Source organism: Bacillus cereus group sp. Bc031, assembly GCF_027716265.1.
Taxonomy (GTDB): domain Bacteria; phylum Bacillota; class Bacilli; order Bacillales; family Bacillaceae_G; genus Bacillus_A; species Bacillus_A paranthracis.
The window spans coordinates 25,448-42,463 of sequence record NZ_JAQFUL010000030.1 but is presented as its reverse complement, the minus strand read 5'-3'; the positions used below and the strand labels follow the sequence as shown (position 1 = coordinate 42,463).

Here is a 17,016-nt window from a genome sequence, read left to right as displayed (position 1 = left end):
AATGATGATATGAATTTGCAACGCGTTGAACAAATTGAGAAAGATCCTATTTTAAATGTACTACAGTATGCAGTCGGACCAAGTGAAATTAGCTTAAAGAAAGCAGTTTTATTTTATGAAAGGAATAAAGCGACTTTGCATAGATATGAAGAAAAGGCTTGCATAGGTATTGAAATAATTGGAGCAAAGAAAGCGAGAATTTGTCATATAGCAGTCGTTCCACAATATCGTCATAATGGAATTGCGTGGCAAATGATAAAGGAAGTATTAAGAATGCATCAATTGATGTATCTAGAAGCAGAGACAGACGATGAAGCGGTAGAATTTTATAAAAAAATTGGTTTTCAGGTTAAAAGTTTAGGAGAAAAATATCCGGGGGTTGAAAGGTTTTGTTGTTATTTGGAAATTCGTTATAAAAATATATAAATATACATCTTATGTTTCGTTTGAAAAAAGTGATATTTACATTATATAATAAAGGTATCTGGAAAAATATAGATAATAGAAATTAGGTGTATAACACATGAGAATGGATAAAAGTAAATTTATAAAAATTGCTACTTCAATAGGAGTGTCATCTTTTTTATTAACGGGCTGTGGCGATTATGAAGAAGATACTGTCCAGCAAGAAAGTACTGCTGTTAAAACAGATGGTGCAAAACAAGGAAATGAACAAGAAAGATTAAATTGTGATGATAAAGCTCCAACTAATGAAAATGTAGAAAAAGATGAGTTATGTAAGGAAAATAATCCGTCATTTTCTTCTTATCATGAAAATTCACATTTACCGATACTGCCGTTCGTTGCAGGATATTTATTAGCAAGCAGAACTTCAAATATGAATTATACAGTAAAACCGAATATAATGAAGAAACCGTATGCAAATAACATTATTCCATATCGTGAAAAAGACCAAAGTAGAACTGGTGGCAGTGGTGGTGGCGGGTATTACGGCGGAACTAACAGTAACAATAGTAATTCTTCCAATAAAGTAGATTTAAATAAACAGCAGCCAAATCCATCAAATAAAGTAACACCAGATACAAATACGCCGAAATCATCTACGACACAAACGCCGAAAGTGAATTCTGGTTCTAGTGGAATTGGGAACGCAAAAGCGCCAGCAGGATCCTAAAACGAAAGGATAATGGAGTAATGTATACAGAACAAGAACAGAAAGAGTATATGAAAGTATGGTTTTCACTTGCAGAAGAGGCTGGTCGGAATGGTTTTACATGGCCGAGCCTATTAGAGAATGATGAATGGAATCAATATATGGCAACAGGTATGTATCGTATGCCAGTAAAAACTTATACTGCTATTTCAAAAGCGACAGAAGAAATTATGTACGTATTATATAGAACATATCAATATATTGTAAATACAACAGGATATTTTCAAACACTAGGATTACCAGCCGAAACGTGGGAAATTGCGAGAATGAAACATACTGGTTTGTTTTCATATTTTACAAGGTTTGACTTTATCGTAAATGGTGAAGATATAAAGTTAATAGAAGTAAATTGTGATACACCAACAGGTTATTTAGAGCCATCTGTCGCAAATGAAGTATTATGCCGTTATCACGATGTAAATCATCCAAATCATATAGAAGAGCATATTGTGCAGGCGTGGGAACAAATTAAACATGACTATAGTATAGATCCTAGAGAAACGATTTATTTTACGAGTTATGATTGGCATGATGAAGACCATCAAACAGTTCAATTTTTAAGAAGCTATTGTTTAGATCAGTCAACGGATTATATAGGTATACAAGATATCGTCGTTGCAGATGATGGCATATATACGCAAAATGGCGAGAGAATTCATTATTTATATAGACTATATCCAATTGAATATTTAGTTTCAGATGCTGATAAAAGCGGGAAAAGAATTGGACTCCAGTTTTTAGATCATATAGCGCAAGGCAGAGTGAAAATCATTAATCCACCAGCTGCTTTTCTTATGCAAAATAAAAGTGTACTCGCATTAATTTGGCAACTTTACGAAGAAGAAGTTTTCTTTAAGGAAGAGGAGCGAGGAATCATTCAGAAATACTTCCTACCAACATATTTTACAAATAAACCGTTTATAGAAAGAAATGAATCCTATGTTTCTAAACCTTTATACGGCCGTGAAGGCGGAGGAGTATCTATATACGAAAATAATGAACTATTAGCTGAAGATAAAACAGAGTATTACTTTGAACAGCGGAAAATATATCAGCAATACATAGAAATGCCAGACTATACAATTGACACGTGGGACGGTCCGTATACTGGTAAACTATTAATTGGTTCACACTGTATTAGCGGGAGAGCTGCTGGTTTATTTTTACGTGTAGGTGAGAAAATAACAGGAAATTTATCGATGTTTACTGGAGTTACAATTGAAGGATAAATGAAACAAAGAGCTTATCATTTTTGGTGAGCTCTTTGTTTGTATATAGTGCTTTTATGTTTTTGATGTAACGCCTTCATTTTTTGCATAGATAAAATGATTAAGTTAAAAATTAAGAAAAATATGATAATATATGTATGTAGTAGTTTAAAACAAATGGGGGAACAATCGTGAAAATGAATGACATAGTGGCAAGTACGCAATTGCCAAATACAATCAAAACAATTACAAATGATTTAAGAAAATTAGGATTAGAAAAAGGAATGACAGTTATTGTACATTCTTCGTTAAGTTCCATTGGCTGGGTGTCAGGCGGAGCAGTTGCAGTAGTAGAGGCGTTAATGGAGGTTATTACAGAAGAGGGAACGATTATTATGCCAACTCAGTCTTCGGATTTATCTGATCCGAAACATTGGTCAAGACCACCTGTACCTGAAGAATGGTGGCAAATTATTCGGGATAACGTTCCAGCATTTGAGCCACATATAACACCAACAAGGGCAATGGGAAAAGTAGTTGAATGTTTTCGTACATATCCGAATGTAGTACGTAGTAACCATCCATTAGGAAGCTTTGCTGCATGGGGAAGACATGCAGAAGAAATAACAGTAAATCAGTCACTATCGATGAGTTTAGGAGAAGAATCTCCATTAAGAAAAATATACGATCTAGACGGATACATATTATTAATTGGTGTTGGATATGATTCGAATACTTCTGTACATTTATCAGAAGTACGTTCTGGTGCATGTGAGTTAATAAAAGTAGGGGCACCTATTATAGAAAATGGTGAAAGAGTATGGAAAGAATTTGTTGATATGGATTACGATTCTGACAAATTTGTAGAAATTGGTGTAGAGTTTGAGCAAAAAGGAACCGTAACAATGGGGAAAATAGGAAACGCAAAGTGCCGTCTTATGAAACAACGTGATATAGTTGACTTTGGAACAGAATGGTTTCGTAAGAAAAATTAGTAAGGGATGGTTACGATGAAGGGGAAAAAGGTATTAATTACAAGCGGTGGTTGTTTAGAAAAATGGGATCAAGTACGCGGCCATACAAATATGGCAAAAGGAACAATTGGAAGAATAATCGCCGAAGAGCTTATAAGTAAAGGGGCCCATGTTATATATTTACATGGTTATTTTGCGGAGAAACCGAATGATATAAACAATCAATTAGAATTACATCCATTTGAAGGAATTGTTGATTTACAAGATAAAATGAAAAGTATCATTACGCATGAAAAAGTCGATGCGGTTATTATGGCAGCGGCTGGATCTGATTGGATTGTGGACAAGATTTGTGATCAAGAGGGTAATGTTCTTGATATGAATGGAAAAATCTCAAGTGATATAGCACCAATTATACATTTTCAAAAGGCACCGAAAGTATTAAAACAAATAAAAGAGTGGGATCCAGAAACTGTACTCGTTGGCTTTAAACTTGAAAGTGACGTAAATAAAGAAGAATTGTTTGAAAGAGCGAAAAATAGAATGGAAGAAGCGAAGGCGAGTGTAATGATTGCAAATTCACCACATTCTTTATATTCGCGCGGAGCAATGCACTACGTAATTGGACAAGACGGTAAAGGGCAGTTATGTAATGGAAAAGATGAAACAGCGAAAGAAATTGTCAAAAGGTTAGAGGTACTATGTAATCGCGTTACTGCTTCATAATTTCAAGTATTTGGATAAGAGTGAATCCGCATAGTATATATTGGTAAGCGAAACTTTTTGCTTTGATACAAACGTTAACCATTCAATATGGATACATAGAATAATTGGTGAGGAGTGAATTCTATGGAACATTTATTAAAGCAAGCTATTAAACTCCGGAAAGAAAAGAAATATGCGCAGTCTAAAGAGATACTCATTGGATTAACGAATTTTACGAGGGATGCAGAAGTACTTTATCAATGTGCTTGGATACATGATGTAATGGGGCTGGAAACAGAAGCTATGCCGTATTATGAACAGGCAATTGCAAATGGTCTTGAAGGTGAGTCACTTTGCGGAGCTTATATCGGCCTTGGTAGTACATATCGTTGTATAGGTGAGTATGACAAAGCAATTACTGTTTTAGAAACAGGATTACAGCAGTTTCCAGATAATGATGTGATGAAAGTATTTTTGTCATTAGCGAAATATAACGTAAACGATCATGAATCCGCGATGAAATTATTACTTGAAACAGTCGTAAAAGTAGAAGAAGTGAAAGAATTTGAACGTGCTATTTCATTTTATAAAGATCATTTAAATGAGGTTTTTAAATAGAGGAGTGAACATATGAGTGTCACACTTTCGCGAAGGCGAAAAGGTATATGGATTGGACTCGTATCTTTAATCTTGTTATCAAACTATTTATTATATGCTCTTCCGATTGTACCAGCTGCTCCGAAAGAAGTTGTCCTTGGATCAATATTAGATTGTATGTTTGTAATTCCAATCATTACGTATTTCTTTATTATTCGAAAAAGGTACTCGTTAACGTATATATTTCCTGTTGTAATAGCTGGTTATATATTTGCAAGATTTATTATTCCAAGCGACTATTTACAAGCTTTTTCATACGTTTCTTATATTATAGTTGCAGGGGAAATTGCTTTTGTATGTTTTGAGTTATTCCTTCTATATAAAATTGTTAGAATGCTTCCTACAATAAGAAAAAAATATAAAGAATATAAAAGTGAGTATTCTTCATTTTCTTATGCAATTGATGCAGCGTTTGACACCACTATGAAAAGAAATAAATTAGTAGATATTATTGTAACAGAGTGTAAGTTAATCTATTATGCATTTTTATCGTGGCGTGAAAAAGTGCCAGAAGGTGAATGCGTATACTCATATCACAAAAAGACTAGTGCAATAGGTGTATATATTATGATCATCCATGCGACTTTAATAGAAAGTATCGGTTTTCATTATTTGTTTCATCAATGGAATCCAGTTGTAGCATGGGTGTTACTTATTTTAAACGTATATGCAATGTTTTATTTTTTAGCTGAAATACAAGCAATGCGTAAAAATCCAATTATTGTTACGGAAGAACAGGTAATTATTCAAATTGGATTAGGGAAGAAAATCATTATACCGTTTACACAAATTGATAAGATTACGTTTTATAAAGGAGAACTTTTAAAAAAAGAGAAAGAGCTTCTTGACGCAACGGTGATGGAATTTATAAAGGAACCTCCAACATTTGAAATAATACTTAAAGAGCCAATAAAAGCACAATTGTTATATGGATTTTCTAAAACAGTAAGTCGCGTTCACTTAAATGTTGATGAGGAACGGAAATTTTATGATGCAGTTACCGAGAAATTAAAACATGGGTAATGCTATTAATTTTCATCATGCGTTTGGTGTGTACGGTATTTGTATCGAAAATAATAATATATTAGTAATCGATAAATCAAAAGGTCCATATAAGAATAGATATGATCTACCTGGTGGGAGCTTATATGAAGAGGAGTCGCTGTTAGCGGCACTCCATAGGGAATGTAAAGAAGAAACTGGATTAGAAGTAAAGGTTATAAAGCAAGTAGGAACGGTTGATTTTCAATACCCTTCAAAGTTTAAAGATTATACACATGTACACCATATTGCAGTTTTGTATGAAGTTGAAAAGAGTGCAGGGAAAATCATAGTACCAAAACAATTTGAAGGTCAAGATTCTTTAGGAGCGAGATGGGTTTCTATAGAAAGCATTACAGAAGACAATTCATCTCCGCTTGTATGTAGTGCAGTAGAGTGGCTGAAAACAAATGAGCTTCCATTAGAAGTAAAAAAATATGAAACATGGACAGTGAAAAACTCCTTCTAAAATAAGAGGGAGTTTTTATTGTGTATTTGGAGACCAAACACTTCTTTATCACTATATAAATGGATATAATAAAGCTAGAAATAGCATAAGGGGAAACAAAGAATGAATAAATTACTAACACCAAAAAGTGAAATTATAGAAAGAAAAATAAGATATGACTCGACAACAGTAGAACACACTTGTTTATTACTTGAAAAGCAGTTGCAAAGTATCGTGCTATTTCATGAGGTTCAGTATTCATTTACAATGACTGCACATCTTGCGAGTTTAACAATCCCAAAAGGAAGTTACACCATTGCATACTATTGGGAAGATCGTCCGTACAATTTATACATATGGAGAGATAAGAATGGAACGTATTTAGGCTCTTATTTTAATGTTGTAAAAAATACGCAAATAACAGATGAACTAGTGTCATTTGAAGACTTAATTATTGATATTTTAGTACTTCCAAGTGGAGAATATTTTATTTTAGATGAGGATGAGTTGCCTGAGTCTTTAGAGGAGTTTGAGGATGGTTATGTGAATGAAGCTCTTAATGTATTAGAGGAAATAATTCAAAAGACGCTTCCTCAAATGATTGTAGAGACAGAAAGAGTCGGGTTAAACTAAATTGTAATCGATTTGAAAATAGAATACGTATTTAATGAAATTGAGTAGTCTCAAGTTATATAATCTAACCTTTTTGATAAGTCTAAGGTTAGATGTATATTTCTTGGGATTACTCTTTTTTTGTGGAAATTAATATTGACTGAATACAGTTCAGTCGTTTATGATTGAATCACATTCAGTCGCAGAAAAAACATAATAGGAGATAACATATGAAAAGAATATCGAAAGAACCAGATGTTAGAAGGCAAGAGTTGATGGATATTGGTTTTGAACTATATATGAAAAATGGTATGAAAGGATTTGGCATAAAAGATGTTGTGAATCATGCTGGTGTAGCAACGGGCTTATTTTATTATTACTTCAAGTCTAAAGAGAATTTTGTTGATGAAGTATTAAATGATTTTATTGTGAAAAATATGGAGTTAATTGAAGAAATACTTGTTTCTAATGAACGGTCTGTCATGCAAAAGCTGAAAGATTCTCTAAATATATTTTGGACATTTATCGAAAAATTAGCGCCTTATAAAAATGTGAGTTCGTTTCAGACGGAACAACATTTTCAACTGGAACAGAAATTATTTACGCGAATGCAGCCATTAATTCGACAAGTAATCGAAGAAGGGGTGAAAACTGGGATTTTTAATATTGATAACTCATTATTAGCATCAGGATTTATTTTATACGGTCTTAGCAGTATTGCTCATTCAGAGGTGAAGTTGAATCTAGACATGAAGCGAGAAATGGTTAATTTAGTATTAAATACACTACGATATGATCAAAGAGAAGGAGAATGTATATGAAGATTATGATCGATGGAAACAATATTTCGAATGAACAACTTACAAAATGGAAAAGAGAACGTATGAAAAAAGTTTTCAATACATTAGGACATAAAGAGCCAGAATTAAATGATACAGACGTTATGATAAAAAAACTAACAGAACTAAAATTAAATTATTCATACGATGAAATGTATGATAAGTTGAAGTCTAAACTTAAATTAAGTGAAATGGGTATGCGTATCGCTACAGTTTTATCTGGTAATAGACGAAAATTTTCAAAAACAAGTATCTATTTAGATGGGATTACAGCAGAAGAAGCGATAAATGGAATTGATAGTTTTATGCTTGAACAATCAGATGAAAATAATCAAGTGAATTTATCAGCCTGTCCAGATCACTACGTACTAAGACCCTTTGGGGAAAATGAATTGGAGGTTATCGAAACTACTGGTAATTCTCCATTTCCAGTTCAATTTTTTATTGTTTTTGGTGACGAAACAGGATTAAAGACACCTAGAGATAAGTCTTATCAATACCAATCAACAGGTGTTGCACGTATGAAAGACGGTACTACTATTGGTGGAGTTCGACATCAATTCAAAGATACAGATACTGGTATAGAAGTAAGTCTAGTTGTAGAGTTTCCGGCACTTTGTCCTAATAGTCTTATTGAATCGCATCAAATGCATTTGGCATGTGAGTTTTCTTATTGGTTACAGTGGATTAAGGAACATAAAAAATAATTTTTATATAAATAACAATAAGGGTATTTAAACGAATCATATATATATTTTTAATAAAACCTAGTTGACTTATCGGAAATATTTGTATAATATGTACTTAATTCTATTACGTATTGCTGATTGGAGAAACCAAAGGCATTTTATCTATTGATAAAATGCCTTTGGTTTTTTTATTACATAAATACTGAATCTATTCATTTAGATGAATCATTTCAAGGAGGGGAAGAAGTGACTGTTTCAATTAATGAGGTATCAAAATATTTTTCTAAGCAAACTGGTACTGTTCAAGTATTAGAGAATATTAATTTTCAATTAGAAAAAGGGGATTTTGTTACAGTAATTGGTCCGAGTGGTTGTGGAAAAAGTACATTATTAAAAATTATTGCAGGTTTAGACAACGATTTTGAAGGTGAAATCATTATTGATGGGGAGCGTATAACAAAACCGAGTAAGAAGCAAGGATTTATATTTCAAGAGCATCGTCTGTTTCCGTGGTTAACAGTTGAAGAAAACATTGCAGCTGATTTGTCATTAAAAGATAAGTATGTGAAGGATAAGGTAAAGGAATGGGTTAAAATTGTTCGGTTAGACGGTTTTGAAAAATCATATCCGAAAGAAATATCAGGCGGGATGTCACAACGTGTTGCGATTGCAAGAGCGTTGCTAAGAGATCCTAATGTATTATTACTTGATGAACCATTTGGAGCATTGGATGCATTTACCCGAAGTCATTTGCAAGAAGTACTGCTCAACATTTGGGAACAAAAAAAGACGACAATGATATTCGTTACACATGATATAGACGAAGCAATATATCTTTCAAACAGAATTATCATCATGAGTGCAAAGCCTGGAAAAATACATAAAGTAATTGAAAATAATTTACCTTATCCGCGTAGTAAAACTTCGGAGTCATTCCAAGAAATTCGAAAGAAAGTATTACAGCAGTTTGAGTATGGAGGATTGATTCAAACAAGTTTATAGGGAGAGGGTGAGTATTTATGTATAAAAAATTTAAAGTTCTTTCTTTTGCATTAGCTATTTCTTTATTTTTATTCGGATGTGAAAAAAGCACAGCAAGTAGTAAGAAGGAAGATGTAACAGTACAAATTGGTATTCAGCAAGGATTAAGTCCACTATTACTCGCGCAGAAAAAGGGATGGTTTGAAGAGGAGTTTAAAAAAGAAGGAGTTAAGGTGAAATGGACAGAGTTCCAAAGCGGACCTCCTTATTTTGAGGCAATCGCATCAAATCGATTAGACTTTGGTGAAGTTGGCAATTCTCCAGTTATTTCCGCGCAAGTAGCAGGTATTGAATTTACCGAAATTGCTAATACAAGTTATGCGAGAAAAGGAACAGGGATTCTTGTACAAAAAGATAGCAAGATTACGAGTGTAAAAGATTTAAAAGGTAAAAAAATCGCAGTAGCAAAAGGAAGTAGCGCATTTAATTTATTGTATCGAGCGCTTGATAAAGAAGGTATCAATGCGAAAGATGTAAATGTTATTCAACTGCAACCAGATGAAGCGCAGCCAGCATTTGAATCAGGATCAGTAGATGCATGGGCAATTTGGGATCCTTTCATATCGTTACATACGGTAAATAAAGGAGCGAAGGTGATTACAGATGGTGAACAATTAAATGTATCTTCTCCAGAGTTTTTAATTGCGAGAACAAAATTTGCGAAAGAGCATCCAGAATTAGTGGAGAAATTCCTTAAAGTATATGAAAAAGCACGTGTATGGCAAGATGAAAACTTGGATGAAGCAATAAAAATATACACTTCTGCAAAGAAAATAGATGCAGATATTGTAAAAGAAGTGTTTAATCACGACAAACCCATCTTAGTTCCGGTAACGAAAGAAATAGTTGCAGAACAGCAACAGACAGCAGATTTTCAATATAAGCTTGGTTCTATAAAGAAAGAAATTAAGACAGATAAAGTTGTAGATAATTCTTTCGTAGAAAAAGCGTTAAAGGCGAAGTGAAAAGAGGTTGTATAAATTGGAGAATACGAAAGCAGTTATTAAAAGGGCGAGTATAACGATTGAGAAAAACAATGTAAAGAAAGTACAGAAGACGAATATCAAATTTTTGATAAGGGCAATTACTATACCGATTATTATATTAATAATTTGGCAATTGGCCGGCGTATTCGGTCTAGTTTCTAAAACAGTTTTACCAACGCCGCTAGATATATTTTTAGCTTTTCAAGAACTTATAAAAACAGGAGAGTTATTCGGTCATGTAAGTATTAGTGTATTCAGGGCTGCGGCTGGTTTCTTTATTGGCGGGAGTTTAGGAATTATTTTAGGAACAATTGTTGGATTTTCAACGAGAAGTGAGCAATATTTAGATCCGTCAGTACAAATGTTAAGAACTGTGCCTCACTTAGCTGTTGCACCGCTTTTCGTATTATGGTTCGGTTTTGGGGAAACATCAAAAGTGTTATTAATTGCAGATGGTGCATTTTTTCCTTTATACGTAAACGCGTTTCTAGGAATACGAGGTGTAGATTTAAAGTTATTTGATGTTGCGAGAGTGTTAGAGTTTAGTAAAAGAAAATTAATTACAAAACTAATTTTACCGGCAGCATTGCCAAACCTATTACTTGGGGCAAGATTATCATTAGGAGTAGCATGGGTGAGTTTAGTAGTAGCAGAACTTATGGGATCTACAGAAGGTATTGGCTATATGATTATGGATGCAAGGCAATTTTCAAATACAGATATTGTATTTGTCGGTATTATTATTTTTGCATTTGTTGGGAAGTTTTCGGATTCACTCGTACGTTTACTAGAAGTGAAGTTTTTAAGATGGCGAGATAATTTTAAAGGCGAGATAGGAAATTAACATATAAATTATTAGGGGTAATTTATATAGAGTAGTTTAGTGTACGTTTCAAAATAAATAAGGGGTGTGTAAAGGTATGGAATTATTATGGTTTATTCCGGCGTATGGAGATGGACGATATTTAGGAACGACAAAACGAGGAAGAGCAGCTGAGTATGGTTATTATAAACAAGTTGCACAGGCAGCTGATTATTTAGGATATACAGGTGTGTTACTTCCAACTGGCCAAGGTTGTGAAGATCCATGGGTATTAGCATCGGCACTTGCAGCTGAGACAGAAAAGCTAAAATTTTTAGTAGCAGTTAGACCGGGACTAATGTCACCGACAGTTGCAGCAAGGATGGCATCTACATTTGATAGAATTTCAGACGGGAGGTTACTTATTAATGTAGTCGCTGGAGGAGATCCAGTTGAATTACAAGGAGATGGATTGTATCTTGAGCATGATGAAAGATATGAAGCAGCTGATGAGTTTTTAAAAGTTTGGAAATCGACATTGCAAGGTGAAACATTTTCTTTAGAAGGAAAACATATTAAAGTTACGGAAAGTAAAGTTGTGTTTCCGCCAGTGCAAACGCCATACCCTCCTATATATTTTGGAGGATCATCCGCTGCTGGAAAGGAAGTTGCAGCAGAACATAGTGATGTATATTTAACGTGGGGCGAGCCACCAGAGCAAGTGAAGGAGAAAATAGACGAAGTAAGAAAGCTGGCAGAAGAGAAGGGGCGTTCAGTACGATTTGGCATCAGGTTACACGTAATTGTAAGAGAAACAGAAGAAGAAGCATGGGAAGAGGCAGAACGTTTAATTCAATATGTAGATAATGAAACAATTGAGCTTGCTCAAAAGACCTTTGCAAGATATGATTCAGTGGGGCAAAAACGAATGACACATCTAAATAAAGGAACAAGAGAGTCGCTAGAGATAAGTCCTAACTTATGGGCTGGCATCGGGCTTGTAAGAGGTGGTGCGGGTACTGCGCTTGTTGGAGATCCGCATACAGTAGCAGATAGAATAAAAGATTATGAAGCGTTAGGAATTGATACGTTTGTATTATCGGGATATCCTCATTTAGAAGAGGCATATGAAGTGGCAGAACTGTTATTTCCTTTATTGAAAGAAGATAAGAAACAAGAAAATAAAATTGTTGGTGAAATGATAGCTGATGCATATGCATTAAAAAAATAGTGAGAAAAAACCCGCAAGTAAATCACTTGCGGGTTTTCATCGTAAACTATCAGAAAATATGGTAAAATTAAATAGTAACTTAAGGTACGGTTGGTTGTTCAATTATCACTTCTCCAAGTAGGAGGGGGGTGATAATAAGTGAGTGAAATAGCGTTGTTACTGCAAGGTGGACTGTTTCTCGTTGCACTGTTAACATTCGTCGTCGTTTTAATAGACAAGCTCAAAAAATAACAACCCACCTATGCCAATAGAATGTGGGTTGTTTTGTTTGTAAGAAACAAATAGGATAAATGAACAATCCAATCTGCTAAGTTACGTGGACTAGTGTGTAGCCGCACACTAGTCTTTTTTATTTATATACAATTTATAATTGGTTTATGTGATTGTATTGTTCTTTTCATACTTATTATAACACAGTGTCTTTTCATCAAGAAAGGAGACCGTATGTTCTGTTTCTAATTAAATAGAAGGTGACTTTTCTTTAAAGAGCCCGTCCATATACTGTTTTAAAGTTTGAACGTAAAATTTTTGCTTATTTACATCATTTACGCCGACAATTGGTGATGGAAGTTCATATCTCTTTTCTGATAAATGAACGACAATATCAAAAATATCAAATAGACGAATGAAACAGAACAGGCCATCTTTATCACTTAATAAAATAAAGTAATGGTTTTCACTATTTGTATTTAATGTATTCCATAAAGAACTTTTGCTTAAATCACGAACAATGCTTTTTTCTTTTAATTCCATGAAGTCGGCATTCGATAGGATGCTAGAAATATCAATCGCATCTGGATCTTCAAAATAGCCATCGACTGCTTGTACAGCGAAAGTATAAGCCATTTTTAATACACTCATTTTATATTTACGGTTATCTAAAAGTAATTCACGTTGAATAGAGCTAGCTACTTTCGTTACACGTTCTTCTTTCCAAATTTCATTATGTAGTGAAATATCGTGCTTTTTACATAGTTTCATAATTAATGCATTGGAATAAAGTATTTCGTCACTTACTTCAACAACATCTGTCTCAGCGGCCGCAAGTTCCTCACCATGCTCATTCGTATAGAGCGGGGAGTCAATCTGTTTTTTCATGTGTTCAATCTTAAACTGACTTAATTTATGCCGGATTAAGGGGCGATCAATATTTGTTGTCATTTGTTCATAACAAGTATCACAAATGGAGTTTGTGAAATAATATCCACATAATATTTCTGGGATGACATATTGTTCACTAAGTTCTTTCGTATCTTTTCTGCAAATGATGCATTGTGTCATTTTTATCACCTTTACCTGCAAATTTGTATGTAATCTCATTGTAGTGTATTTATTGGTATTTTGGAATATTGTAAAGGAAAATATTATGTGAAATTGTTACTTATTTTGGTACAATGAAGAGAAGTGCTAGTTTAAAGGAGGACGTTTTTTTGAAATCGAAAGTGCACTTTTGGACATTAGAAGTGCTAATGGTTGTAGCGATCATATTTATTTGCACAAAAATATCGTTTCTATTTCAACCGATTGGTATCTTCATATCAACGCTGTTTTTCCCAATCTTAATCGCGTTATTTTTATACTTCATATTTAATCCGGTGTTAGTCTTTTTAGAGGAGAAAAAAGTACCTAGAAATTTAGCGATTTTACTGTTATATCTTTTTATCATAACATTAACTGCGGTTGGCGTTGGGGTAGTTGTTCCAACGATCTCACAACAGCTAATGGATTTAGTGAAAAATATGCCAGGCTATATAAAAGAGGGAAAACTATACATACAAGATTTATCCCATCATAGATTGTTTGAATGGTTATCTACACAAAATTATGTTTCCATTGAAACAATTGAAAAAAATGCAATTGAATACTTAAAGGATATACCAAACACAATTACGTCGAGTGCAACGGCTTTATTTGGTATCATAACGAACGTCGCATTAGTTATTTTTACAGTACCGTTCATTTTATTTTATATGTTTAAAGATGGACATGCGTTTCCAGGGAAAGCAGTTAGTCTATTACCTGAATCTTACCGTGAAGAAGGACTTCGTATCATTAAGGAAACGAACGAAACATTATCTGCATATATTCAAGGTCAAGCTCTCGTTTGTATATTTGTAGGTGCTTTTACTTTTATCGGTTATTTAATTATCGATTTACCGTACGCTTTTGTTTTAGGAATTATAGCAGCATTTACAAATATCATTCCTAACTTAGGTCCGTTTATCGGTGCAGCACCAGCTGTTATCGTAGGTTTGTTCGTATCTCCGATGCAAGCGTTGTACGTAATTATTATCGTAACAATTGTACAACAATTTGAAAGTAACATCATTTCACCGCGTATTATGAGTTCAAAATTAAATATCCATCCGTTAACAATTATTATTTTAATTTTAGGGGTAGGTAACTTTGCGGGAATTATTGGAATGATCTTGGCGGTGCCAGTGTACGCAGTAACGAAAACAGTTGTATCGAACTTAGTGAGACTGTTTAAGACGAAACGAAGTAATCGAAAATAGTATATGTTGAGAAAGATACACCACTTTTTAAGTGGTGTATCTTTTGTTTATTAATCAATGTTAAAAAGTGTACGAATGCAATTTTATTATATATTTATTACATATCAAATAAAACGGTAAAGTTGTATGATATAGCCCCCAATAAACTATGTGGAATCCCTCTGAACTATCCAAATCATTTCCTTACAACGTGCTATCAACATCATAATCGACTCCTTTCAAGTTTTATATTTTTAAAGGATTATAGGTGAGTGTAGTATTTGCTTCTACGATCTCGAATTTCGTCCATAATCTTTTTGTATTGTTGCTCTTGTTTTAATTCATCTTCAGAAAAGATTTCTTTCTGGATTGTAATTGTTAAGAAGAAAAGATGAAACTTCATGATACATTCCTCCTTTCGAAAGGAATTATAGATGGCTACAGTAGTGACTTTGACGTTCTTTTACATCTTCCATAGCTTTATTAATTTGATGGTCATGCAATACCTCACTGTCCGAGAACTTAGTTTTTTGAATGGTAATCGTTAAAAAGAATACTTTAAATTTCATTAGATAAAACCCCTTTATAATTGATTTAGAAAAGACGGCTGTAATAAGAAGCTTGACGCTCTTTTACTTCGTCCATAATAGTTTGAATGTGTTGCTCACGTAAAATCTCACTTTGAGAAAGCTTACGTTTTTGAATGGTGATAGTTAAAAAGAATGCTTTAAATTTCATGAAGGTATTGCTCCTTTAAAATATATTTTTAATACATATGCGTATAATATGAACTTTTAATGTCAGTCATTTTATCAGTCAGTTGTTTTATTTGTTGTTTACGAATGATTTCACCTTCAGATAAAGTATTTTTCTGAAGTACAGTCGTAAAAAAGAAAATATGAAAAGTCATAAATGAATTCCTCCTTTCGAAAAGGAATTACATGTGATCACAATAAAGTGCTTGGCGCTCCTTAACATCATTCATAGCTTTTTCAATTTGCTCATTATGAAACATTTCATCTTTAGAAATTTTATTTCTTTGAATCGTAATACTTAAAAACAATACGCTAATAGTCATCGAATGTTGCTCCTTTCTTTAAAAAATAATGTAAGAGACTAAAAAATCGCACAAAAAAGCCACAGGAAGATATAGTTCTCCTATGGCAGGGCGTGAAAAAGCCACAGGAAAGCATACGACCTCCTGTGGCGAATTTATGAATTAATCGAAATAATGTACGATTTTCAATTCTCCATTAGGGTGGTCGAATTCATATTTAATTGTCCAGAAAACACAGGTGCAGTTAACGCTAAAGTTAAAGCATGTAATTGTAATTTCATCATTTCCTTCGACCTCCTTTTAGAATATTTTTCTTACGTTAGTAAGTATATACAATTAATGGATAATTGTAAACATAAAAAGCGAAATTTTTTAATTTTGATTAAAATGCGTATATTTTAAAGGGTTTTGAGAAGGTGTATTGTAATTAACGAAATATCGATAAAAATGGGGGATGCTAAATGAAATATATGCATCGTAATGTAGTTGTTATGCTAACAATTTTTTTATGTATTACTGCTTGTTCTAGAGGAGAAAGAATAAAAGAAATATCTGATGTTGAACCTGGTGACTTTAAGCAATATGCTGGGACATATGTTGGGAATAACTCAGATGTGGTTGCAATTGTTAATCGTTTACCCGGTGGTGAAACATTTCAAAGTGTAAGTTTAGAGAATGAAAGTATAAAGGTGAACTATGGTACAAAAGGAAATGGAACTTTGACAGAAGACATGGTTGAGACGTATTGGTTTGATGGTAAGGATACGATGGAGAAGAATTTTCTCTTTAACGTTATTTATTTAGCGATTTTAGTACCAAATGCAAAAGGTTACGAGTTGCAAGTAGAAAATAAAAATTTCACGATAAAAAGAGAAGAAATACTATCAATCCTGTATGAAAAGTTTGATAATTTCCCAAAAGAAAATGATATATGGGATAAAAAGAAAGTAGTAAAGTTTCTTAACGAAAATAACGAAGAAATTACAATGCTTATGAATGATAAAGAGTTTAGGAATGCTTTATTTGTAAAGTATCCAGTACAGCAGTTGAAATGATG

The 17,016-nt window shown here is 33.3% G+C and carries 24 protein-coding genes; 18 read left to right on the top strand and 6 right to left on the bottom strand.

Going from position 1 to position 17,016, the window contains the following annotated elements; all coding sequences use genetic code 11:
• The first annotated feature begins 9 nt into the window (after window positions 1-9).
• The 16 genes from PDQ33_RS13730 to PDQ33_RS13655 all read left to right on the top strand — a co-directional run bounded on the left by PDQ33_RS13730 (window position 10) and on the right by PDQ33_RS13655 (window position 12,638).
• Window positions 10-426 (top strand): GNAT family N-acetyltransferase, encoded by a 417-nt coding sequence (locus PDQ33_RS13730; protein WP_001053310.1) that lies wholly within the window; start codon window positions 10-12, stop codon window positions 424-426.
• Between the two features lie 97 nt (window positions 427-523).
• Window positions 524-1,135, top strand: a complete 612-nt coding sequence (locus PDQ33_RS13725; protein WP_061130985.1) for a hypothetical protein — start codon at window positions 524-526, stop codon at window positions 1,133-1,135.
• A gap of 20 nt (window positions 1,136-1,155) precedes the next feature.
• Window positions 1,156-2,403, top strand: coding sequence for a glutathionylspermidine synthase family protein (locus tag PDQ33_RS13720; protein ID WP_000287867.1), 1,248 nt, complete (start codon window positions 1,156-1,158; stop codon window positions 2,401-2,403).
• A 176-nt stretch (window positions 2,404-2,579) separates the two neighbouring features.
• Window positions 2,580-3,377: a BA2930 family N-acetyltransferase gene (gene aacC / locus PDQ33_RS13715; protein ID WP_130776749.1), complete on the top strand. Its 798-nt coding sequence runs from the start codon at window positions 2,580-2,582 to the stop codon at window positions 3,375-3,377.
• Window positions 3,378-3,392: 15 nt separating this feature from the next.
• Window positions 3,393-4,082, top strand: coding sequence for a phosphopantothenoylcysteine decarboxylase domain-containing protein (locus PDQ33_RS13710; protein WP_000676710.1), 690 nt, complete (start codon window positions 3,393-3,395; stop codon window positions 4,080-4,082).
• Window positions 4,083-4,205: 123 nt separating this feature from the next.
• On the top strand, window positions 4,206-4,679 hold the full coding sequence (locus PDQ33_RS13705) for a tetratricopeptide repeat protein (protein WP_000400626.1): 474 nt from the start codon (window positions 4,206-4,208) through the stop codon (window positions 4,677-4,679).
• 12 nt (window positions 4,680-4,691) lie between these two features.
• On the top strand, window positions 4,692-5,741 hold the full coding sequence (locus PDQ33_RS13700; protein ID WP_000117470.1) for a hypothetical protein: 1,050 nt from the start codon (window positions 4,692-4,694) through the stop codon (window positions 5,739-5,741).
• Window positions 5,734-6,228, top strand: coding sequence for an NUDIX hydrolase (locus tag PDQ33_RS13695; RefSeq protein ID WP_061130986.1), 495 nt, complete (start codon window positions 5,734-5,736; stop codon window positions 6,226-6,228). Before PDQ33_RS13700 ends, PDQ33_RS13695 begins: the two co-directional genes overlap by 8 nt.
• A gap of 102 nt (window positions 6,229-6,330) precedes the next feature.
• On the top strand, window positions 6,331-6,840 hold the full coding sequence (locus PDQ33_RS13690; protein WP_061130987.1) for a DUF402 domain-containing protein: 510 nt from the start codon (window positions 6,331-6,333) through the stop codon (window positions 6,838-6,840).
• A gap of 209 nt (window positions 6,841-7,049) precedes the next feature.
• Window positions 7,050-7,640, top strand: a complete 591-nt coding sequence (locus tag PDQ33_RS13685) for a TetR/AcrR family transcriptional regulator (RefSeq protein WP_061130988.1) — start codon at window positions 7,050-7,052, stop codon at window positions 7,638-7,640.
• Window positions 7,637-8,365, top strand: a complete 729-nt coding sequence (locus PDQ33_RS13680) for a hypothetical protein (RefSeq protein WP_061130989.1) — start codon at window positions 7,637-7,639, stop codon at window positions 8,363-8,365. Before PDQ33_RS13685 ends, PDQ33_RS13680 begins: the two co-directional genes overlap by 4 nt.
• Window positions 8,366-8,593: 228 nt before the next feature.
• Window positions 8,594-9,349, top strand: coding sequence for an ABC transporter ATP-binding protein (locus PDQ33_RS13675; RefSeq protein WP_061130990.1), 756 nt, complete (start codon window positions 8,594-8,596; stop codon window positions 9,347-9,349).
• A gap of 17 nt (window positions 9,350-9,366) precedes the next feature.
• Window positions 9,367-10,353 carry an aliphatic sulfonate ABC transporter substrate-binding protein gene (locus PDQ33_RS13670; protein WP_000276924.1) on the top strand — a complete coding sequence of 329 codons (987 nt, stop codon included), beginning with the start codon at window positions 9,367-9,369 and terminating at the stop codon, window positions 10,351-10,353.
• Window positions 10,354-10,369: 16 nt separating this feature from the next.
• Entirely contained in the window at window positions 10,370-11,218 is an 849-nt protein-coding gene (locus tag PDQ33_RS13665) for an ABC transporter permease (RefSeq protein ID WP_061130991.1), read from the top strand.
• Between the two features lie 76 nt (window positions 11,219-11,294).
• Window positions 11,295-12,407 carry an FMNH2-dependent alkanesulfonate monooxygenase gene (ssuD, locus tag PDQ33_RS13660; RefSeq protein WP_229132890.1) on the top strand — a complete coding sequence of 371 codons (1,113 nt, stop codon included), beginning with the start codon at window positions 11,295-11,297 and terminating at the stop codon, window positions 12,405-12,407.
• 138 nt (window positions 12,408-12,545) lie between these two features.
• On the top strand, window positions 12,546-12,638 hold the full coding sequence (locus PDQ33_RS13655) for a putative holin-like toxin (protein WP_001289320.1): 93 nt from the start codon (window positions 12,546-12,548) through the stop codon (window positions 12,636-12,638).
• Between the two features lie 228 nt (window positions 12,639-12,866).
• On the opposite strand, the gene PDQ33_RS13650 is transcribed toward PDQ33_RS13655, so the two are convergent.
• Complete coding sequence (locus PDQ33_RS13650; protein ID WP_061130993.1) at window positions 12,867-13,688, bottom strand: HNH endonuclease; 822 nt, start codon at window positions 13,686-13,688, stop codon at window positions 12,867-12,869.
• Between the two features lie 149 nt (window positions 13,689-13,837).
• Between PDQ33_RS13650 and PDQ33_RS13645 the strand changes: the two genes are divergently transcribed.
• Window positions 13,838-14,923: an AI-2E family transporter gene (locus tag PDQ33_RS13645; RefSeq protein WP_000837888.1), complete on the top strand. Its 1,086-nt coding sequence runs from the start codon at window positions 13,838-13,840 to the stop codon at window positions 14,921-14,923.
• Window positions 14,924-15,164: 241 nt separating this feature from the next.
• Here the strand turns inward: PDQ33_RS13645 and PDQ33_RS13640 are convergent, their stop codons facing one another.
• Genes PDQ33_RS13640 through PDQ33_RS13620 form a run of 5 tightly spaced genes read right to left on the bottom strand, consistent with a single transcriptional unit; the run spans window position 15,165 to window position 15,980 of the window.
• Window positions 15,165-15,305 (bottom strand): YrzI family small protein, encoded by a 141-nt coding sequence (locus PDQ33_RS13640; protein WP_000668488.1) that lies wholly within the window; start codon window positions 15,303-15,305, stop codon window positions 15,165-15,167.
• Between the two features lie 25 nt (window positions 15,306-15,330).
• Entirely contained in the window at window positions 15,331-15,471 is a 141-nt protein-coding gene (locus PDQ33_RS13635; protein ID WP_000669815.1) for a YrzI family small protein, read from the bottom strand.
• 25 nt (window positions 15,472-15,496) lie between these two features.
• The gene (locus tag PDQ33_RS13630) at window positions 15,497-15,640 is read right to left on the bottom strand and encodes a YrzI family small protein (RefSeq protein WP_000668983.1); all 144 of its coding nucleotides are present in this window, start codon (window positions 15,638-15,640) and stop codon (window positions 15,497-15,499) included.
• 28 nt (window positions 15,641-15,668) lie between these two features.
• Window positions 15,669-15,812, bottom strand: a complete 144-nt coding sequence (locus PDQ33_RS13625; protein ID WP_000142725.1) for a YrzI family small protein — start codon at window positions 15,810-15,812, stop codon at window positions 15,669-15,671.
• A gap of 27 nt (window positions 15,813-15,839) precedes the next feature.
• A complete protein-coding gene (locus tag PDQ33_RS13620) occupies window positions 15,840-15,980 on the bottom strand; it encodes a YrzI family small protein (protein ID WP_000156179.1) in 141 nt (46 codons plus the stop codon).
• A gap of 440 nt (window positions 15,981-16,420) precedes the next feature.
• Between PDQ33_RS13620 and PDQ33_RS13615 the strand changes: the two genes are divergently transcribed.
• Window positions 16,421-17,014, top strand: coding sequence for a DUF4825 domain-containing protein (locus tag PDQ33_RS13615; RefSeq protein ID WP_000876554.1), 594 nt, complete (start codon window positions 16,421-16,423; stop codon window positions 17,012-17,014).
• Window positions 17,015-17,016: the final 2 nt, after the last annotated feature.

Excerpts from the sequence above, each read along its gene's own strand:
- PDQ33_RS13730 (WP_001053310.1), top strand. The coding sequence starts at position 10 with ATGAATTTGCAACGCGTTGAACAAATTGAGAAAGATCCTATTTTAAAT.
- PDQ33_RS13725 (WP_061130985.1), top strand. The coding sequence starts at position 524 with ATGAGAATGGATAAAAGTAAATTTATAAAAATTGCTACTTCAATAGGA.
- PDQ33_RS13720 (WP_000287867.1), top strand. The coding sequence starts at position 1,156 with ATGTATACAGAACAAGAACAGAAAGAGTATATGAAAGTATGGTTTTCA.
- aacC (WP_130776749.1), top strand. The coding sequence starts at position 2,580 with ATGAATGACATAGTGGCAAGTACGCAATTGCCAAATACAATCAAAACA.
- PDQ33_RS13710 (WP_000676710.1), top strand. The coding sequence starts at position 3,393 with ATGAAGGGGAAAAAGGTATTAATTACAAGCGGTGGTTGTTTAGAAAAA.
- PDQ33_RS13705 (WP_000400626.1), top strand. The coding sequence starts at position 4,206 with ATGGAACATTTATTAAAGCAAGCTATTAAACTCCGGAAAGAAAAGAAA.
- PDQ33_RS13700 (WP_000117470.1), top strand. The coding sequence starts at position 4,692 with ATGAGTGTCACACTTTCGCGAAGGCGAAAAGGTATATGGATTGGACTC.
- PDQ33_RS13695 (WP_061130986.1), top strand. The coding sequence starts at position 5,734 with ATGGGTAATGCTATTAATTTTCATCATGCGTTTGGTGTGTACGGTATT.
- PDQ33_RS13690 (WP_061130987.1), top strand. The coding sequence starts at position 6,331 with ATGAATAAATTACTAACACCAAAAAGTGAAATTATAGAAAGAAAAATA.
- PDQ33_RS13685 (WP_061130988.1), top strand. The coding sequence starts at position 7,050 with ATGAAAAGAATATCGAAAGAACCAGATGTTAGAAGGCAAGAGTTGATG.
- PDQ33_RS13680 (WP_061130989.1), top strand. The coding sequence starts at position 7,637 with ATGAAGATTATGATCGATGGAAACAATATTTCGAATGAACAACTTACA.
- PDQ33_RS13670 (WP_000276924.1), top strand. The coding sequence starts at position 9,367 with ATGTATAAAAAATTTAAAGTTCTTTCTTTTGCATTAGCTATTTCTTTA.
- ssuD (WP_229132890.1), top strand. The coding sequence starts at position 11,295 with ATGGAATTATTATGGTTTATTCCGGCGTATGGAGATGGACGATATTTA.
- PDQ33_RS13650 (WP_061130993.1), bottom strand. The coding sequence starts at position 13,688 with ATGACACAATGCATCATTTGCAGAAAAGATACGAAAGAACTTAGTGAA.
- PDQ33_RS13640 (WP_000668488.1), bottom strand. The coding sequence starts at position 15,305 with ATGAAGTTTCATCTTTTCTTCTTAACAATTACAATCCAGAAAGAAATC.
- PDQ33_RS13635 (WP_000669815.1), bottom strand. The coding sequence starts at position 15,471 with ATGAAATTTAAAGTATTCTTTTTAACGATTACCATTCAAAAAACTAAG.
- PDQ33_RS13630 (WP_000668983.1), bottom strand. The coding sequence starts at position 15,640 with ATGAAATTTAAAGCATTCTTTTTAACTATCACCATTCAAAAACGTAAG.
- PDQ33_RS13625 (WP_000142725.1), bottom strand. The coding sequence starts at position 15,812 with ATGACTTTTCATATTTTCTTTTTTACGACTGTACTTCAGAAAAATACT.
- PDQ33_RS13620 (WP_000156179.1), bottom strand. The coding sequence starts at position 15,980 with ATGACTATTAGCGTATTGTTTTTAAGTATTACGATTCAAAGAAATAAA.
- PDQ33_RS13615 (WP_000876554.1), top strand. The coding sequence starts at position 16,421 with ATGAAATATATGCATCGTAATGTAGTTGTTATGCTAACAATTTTTTTA.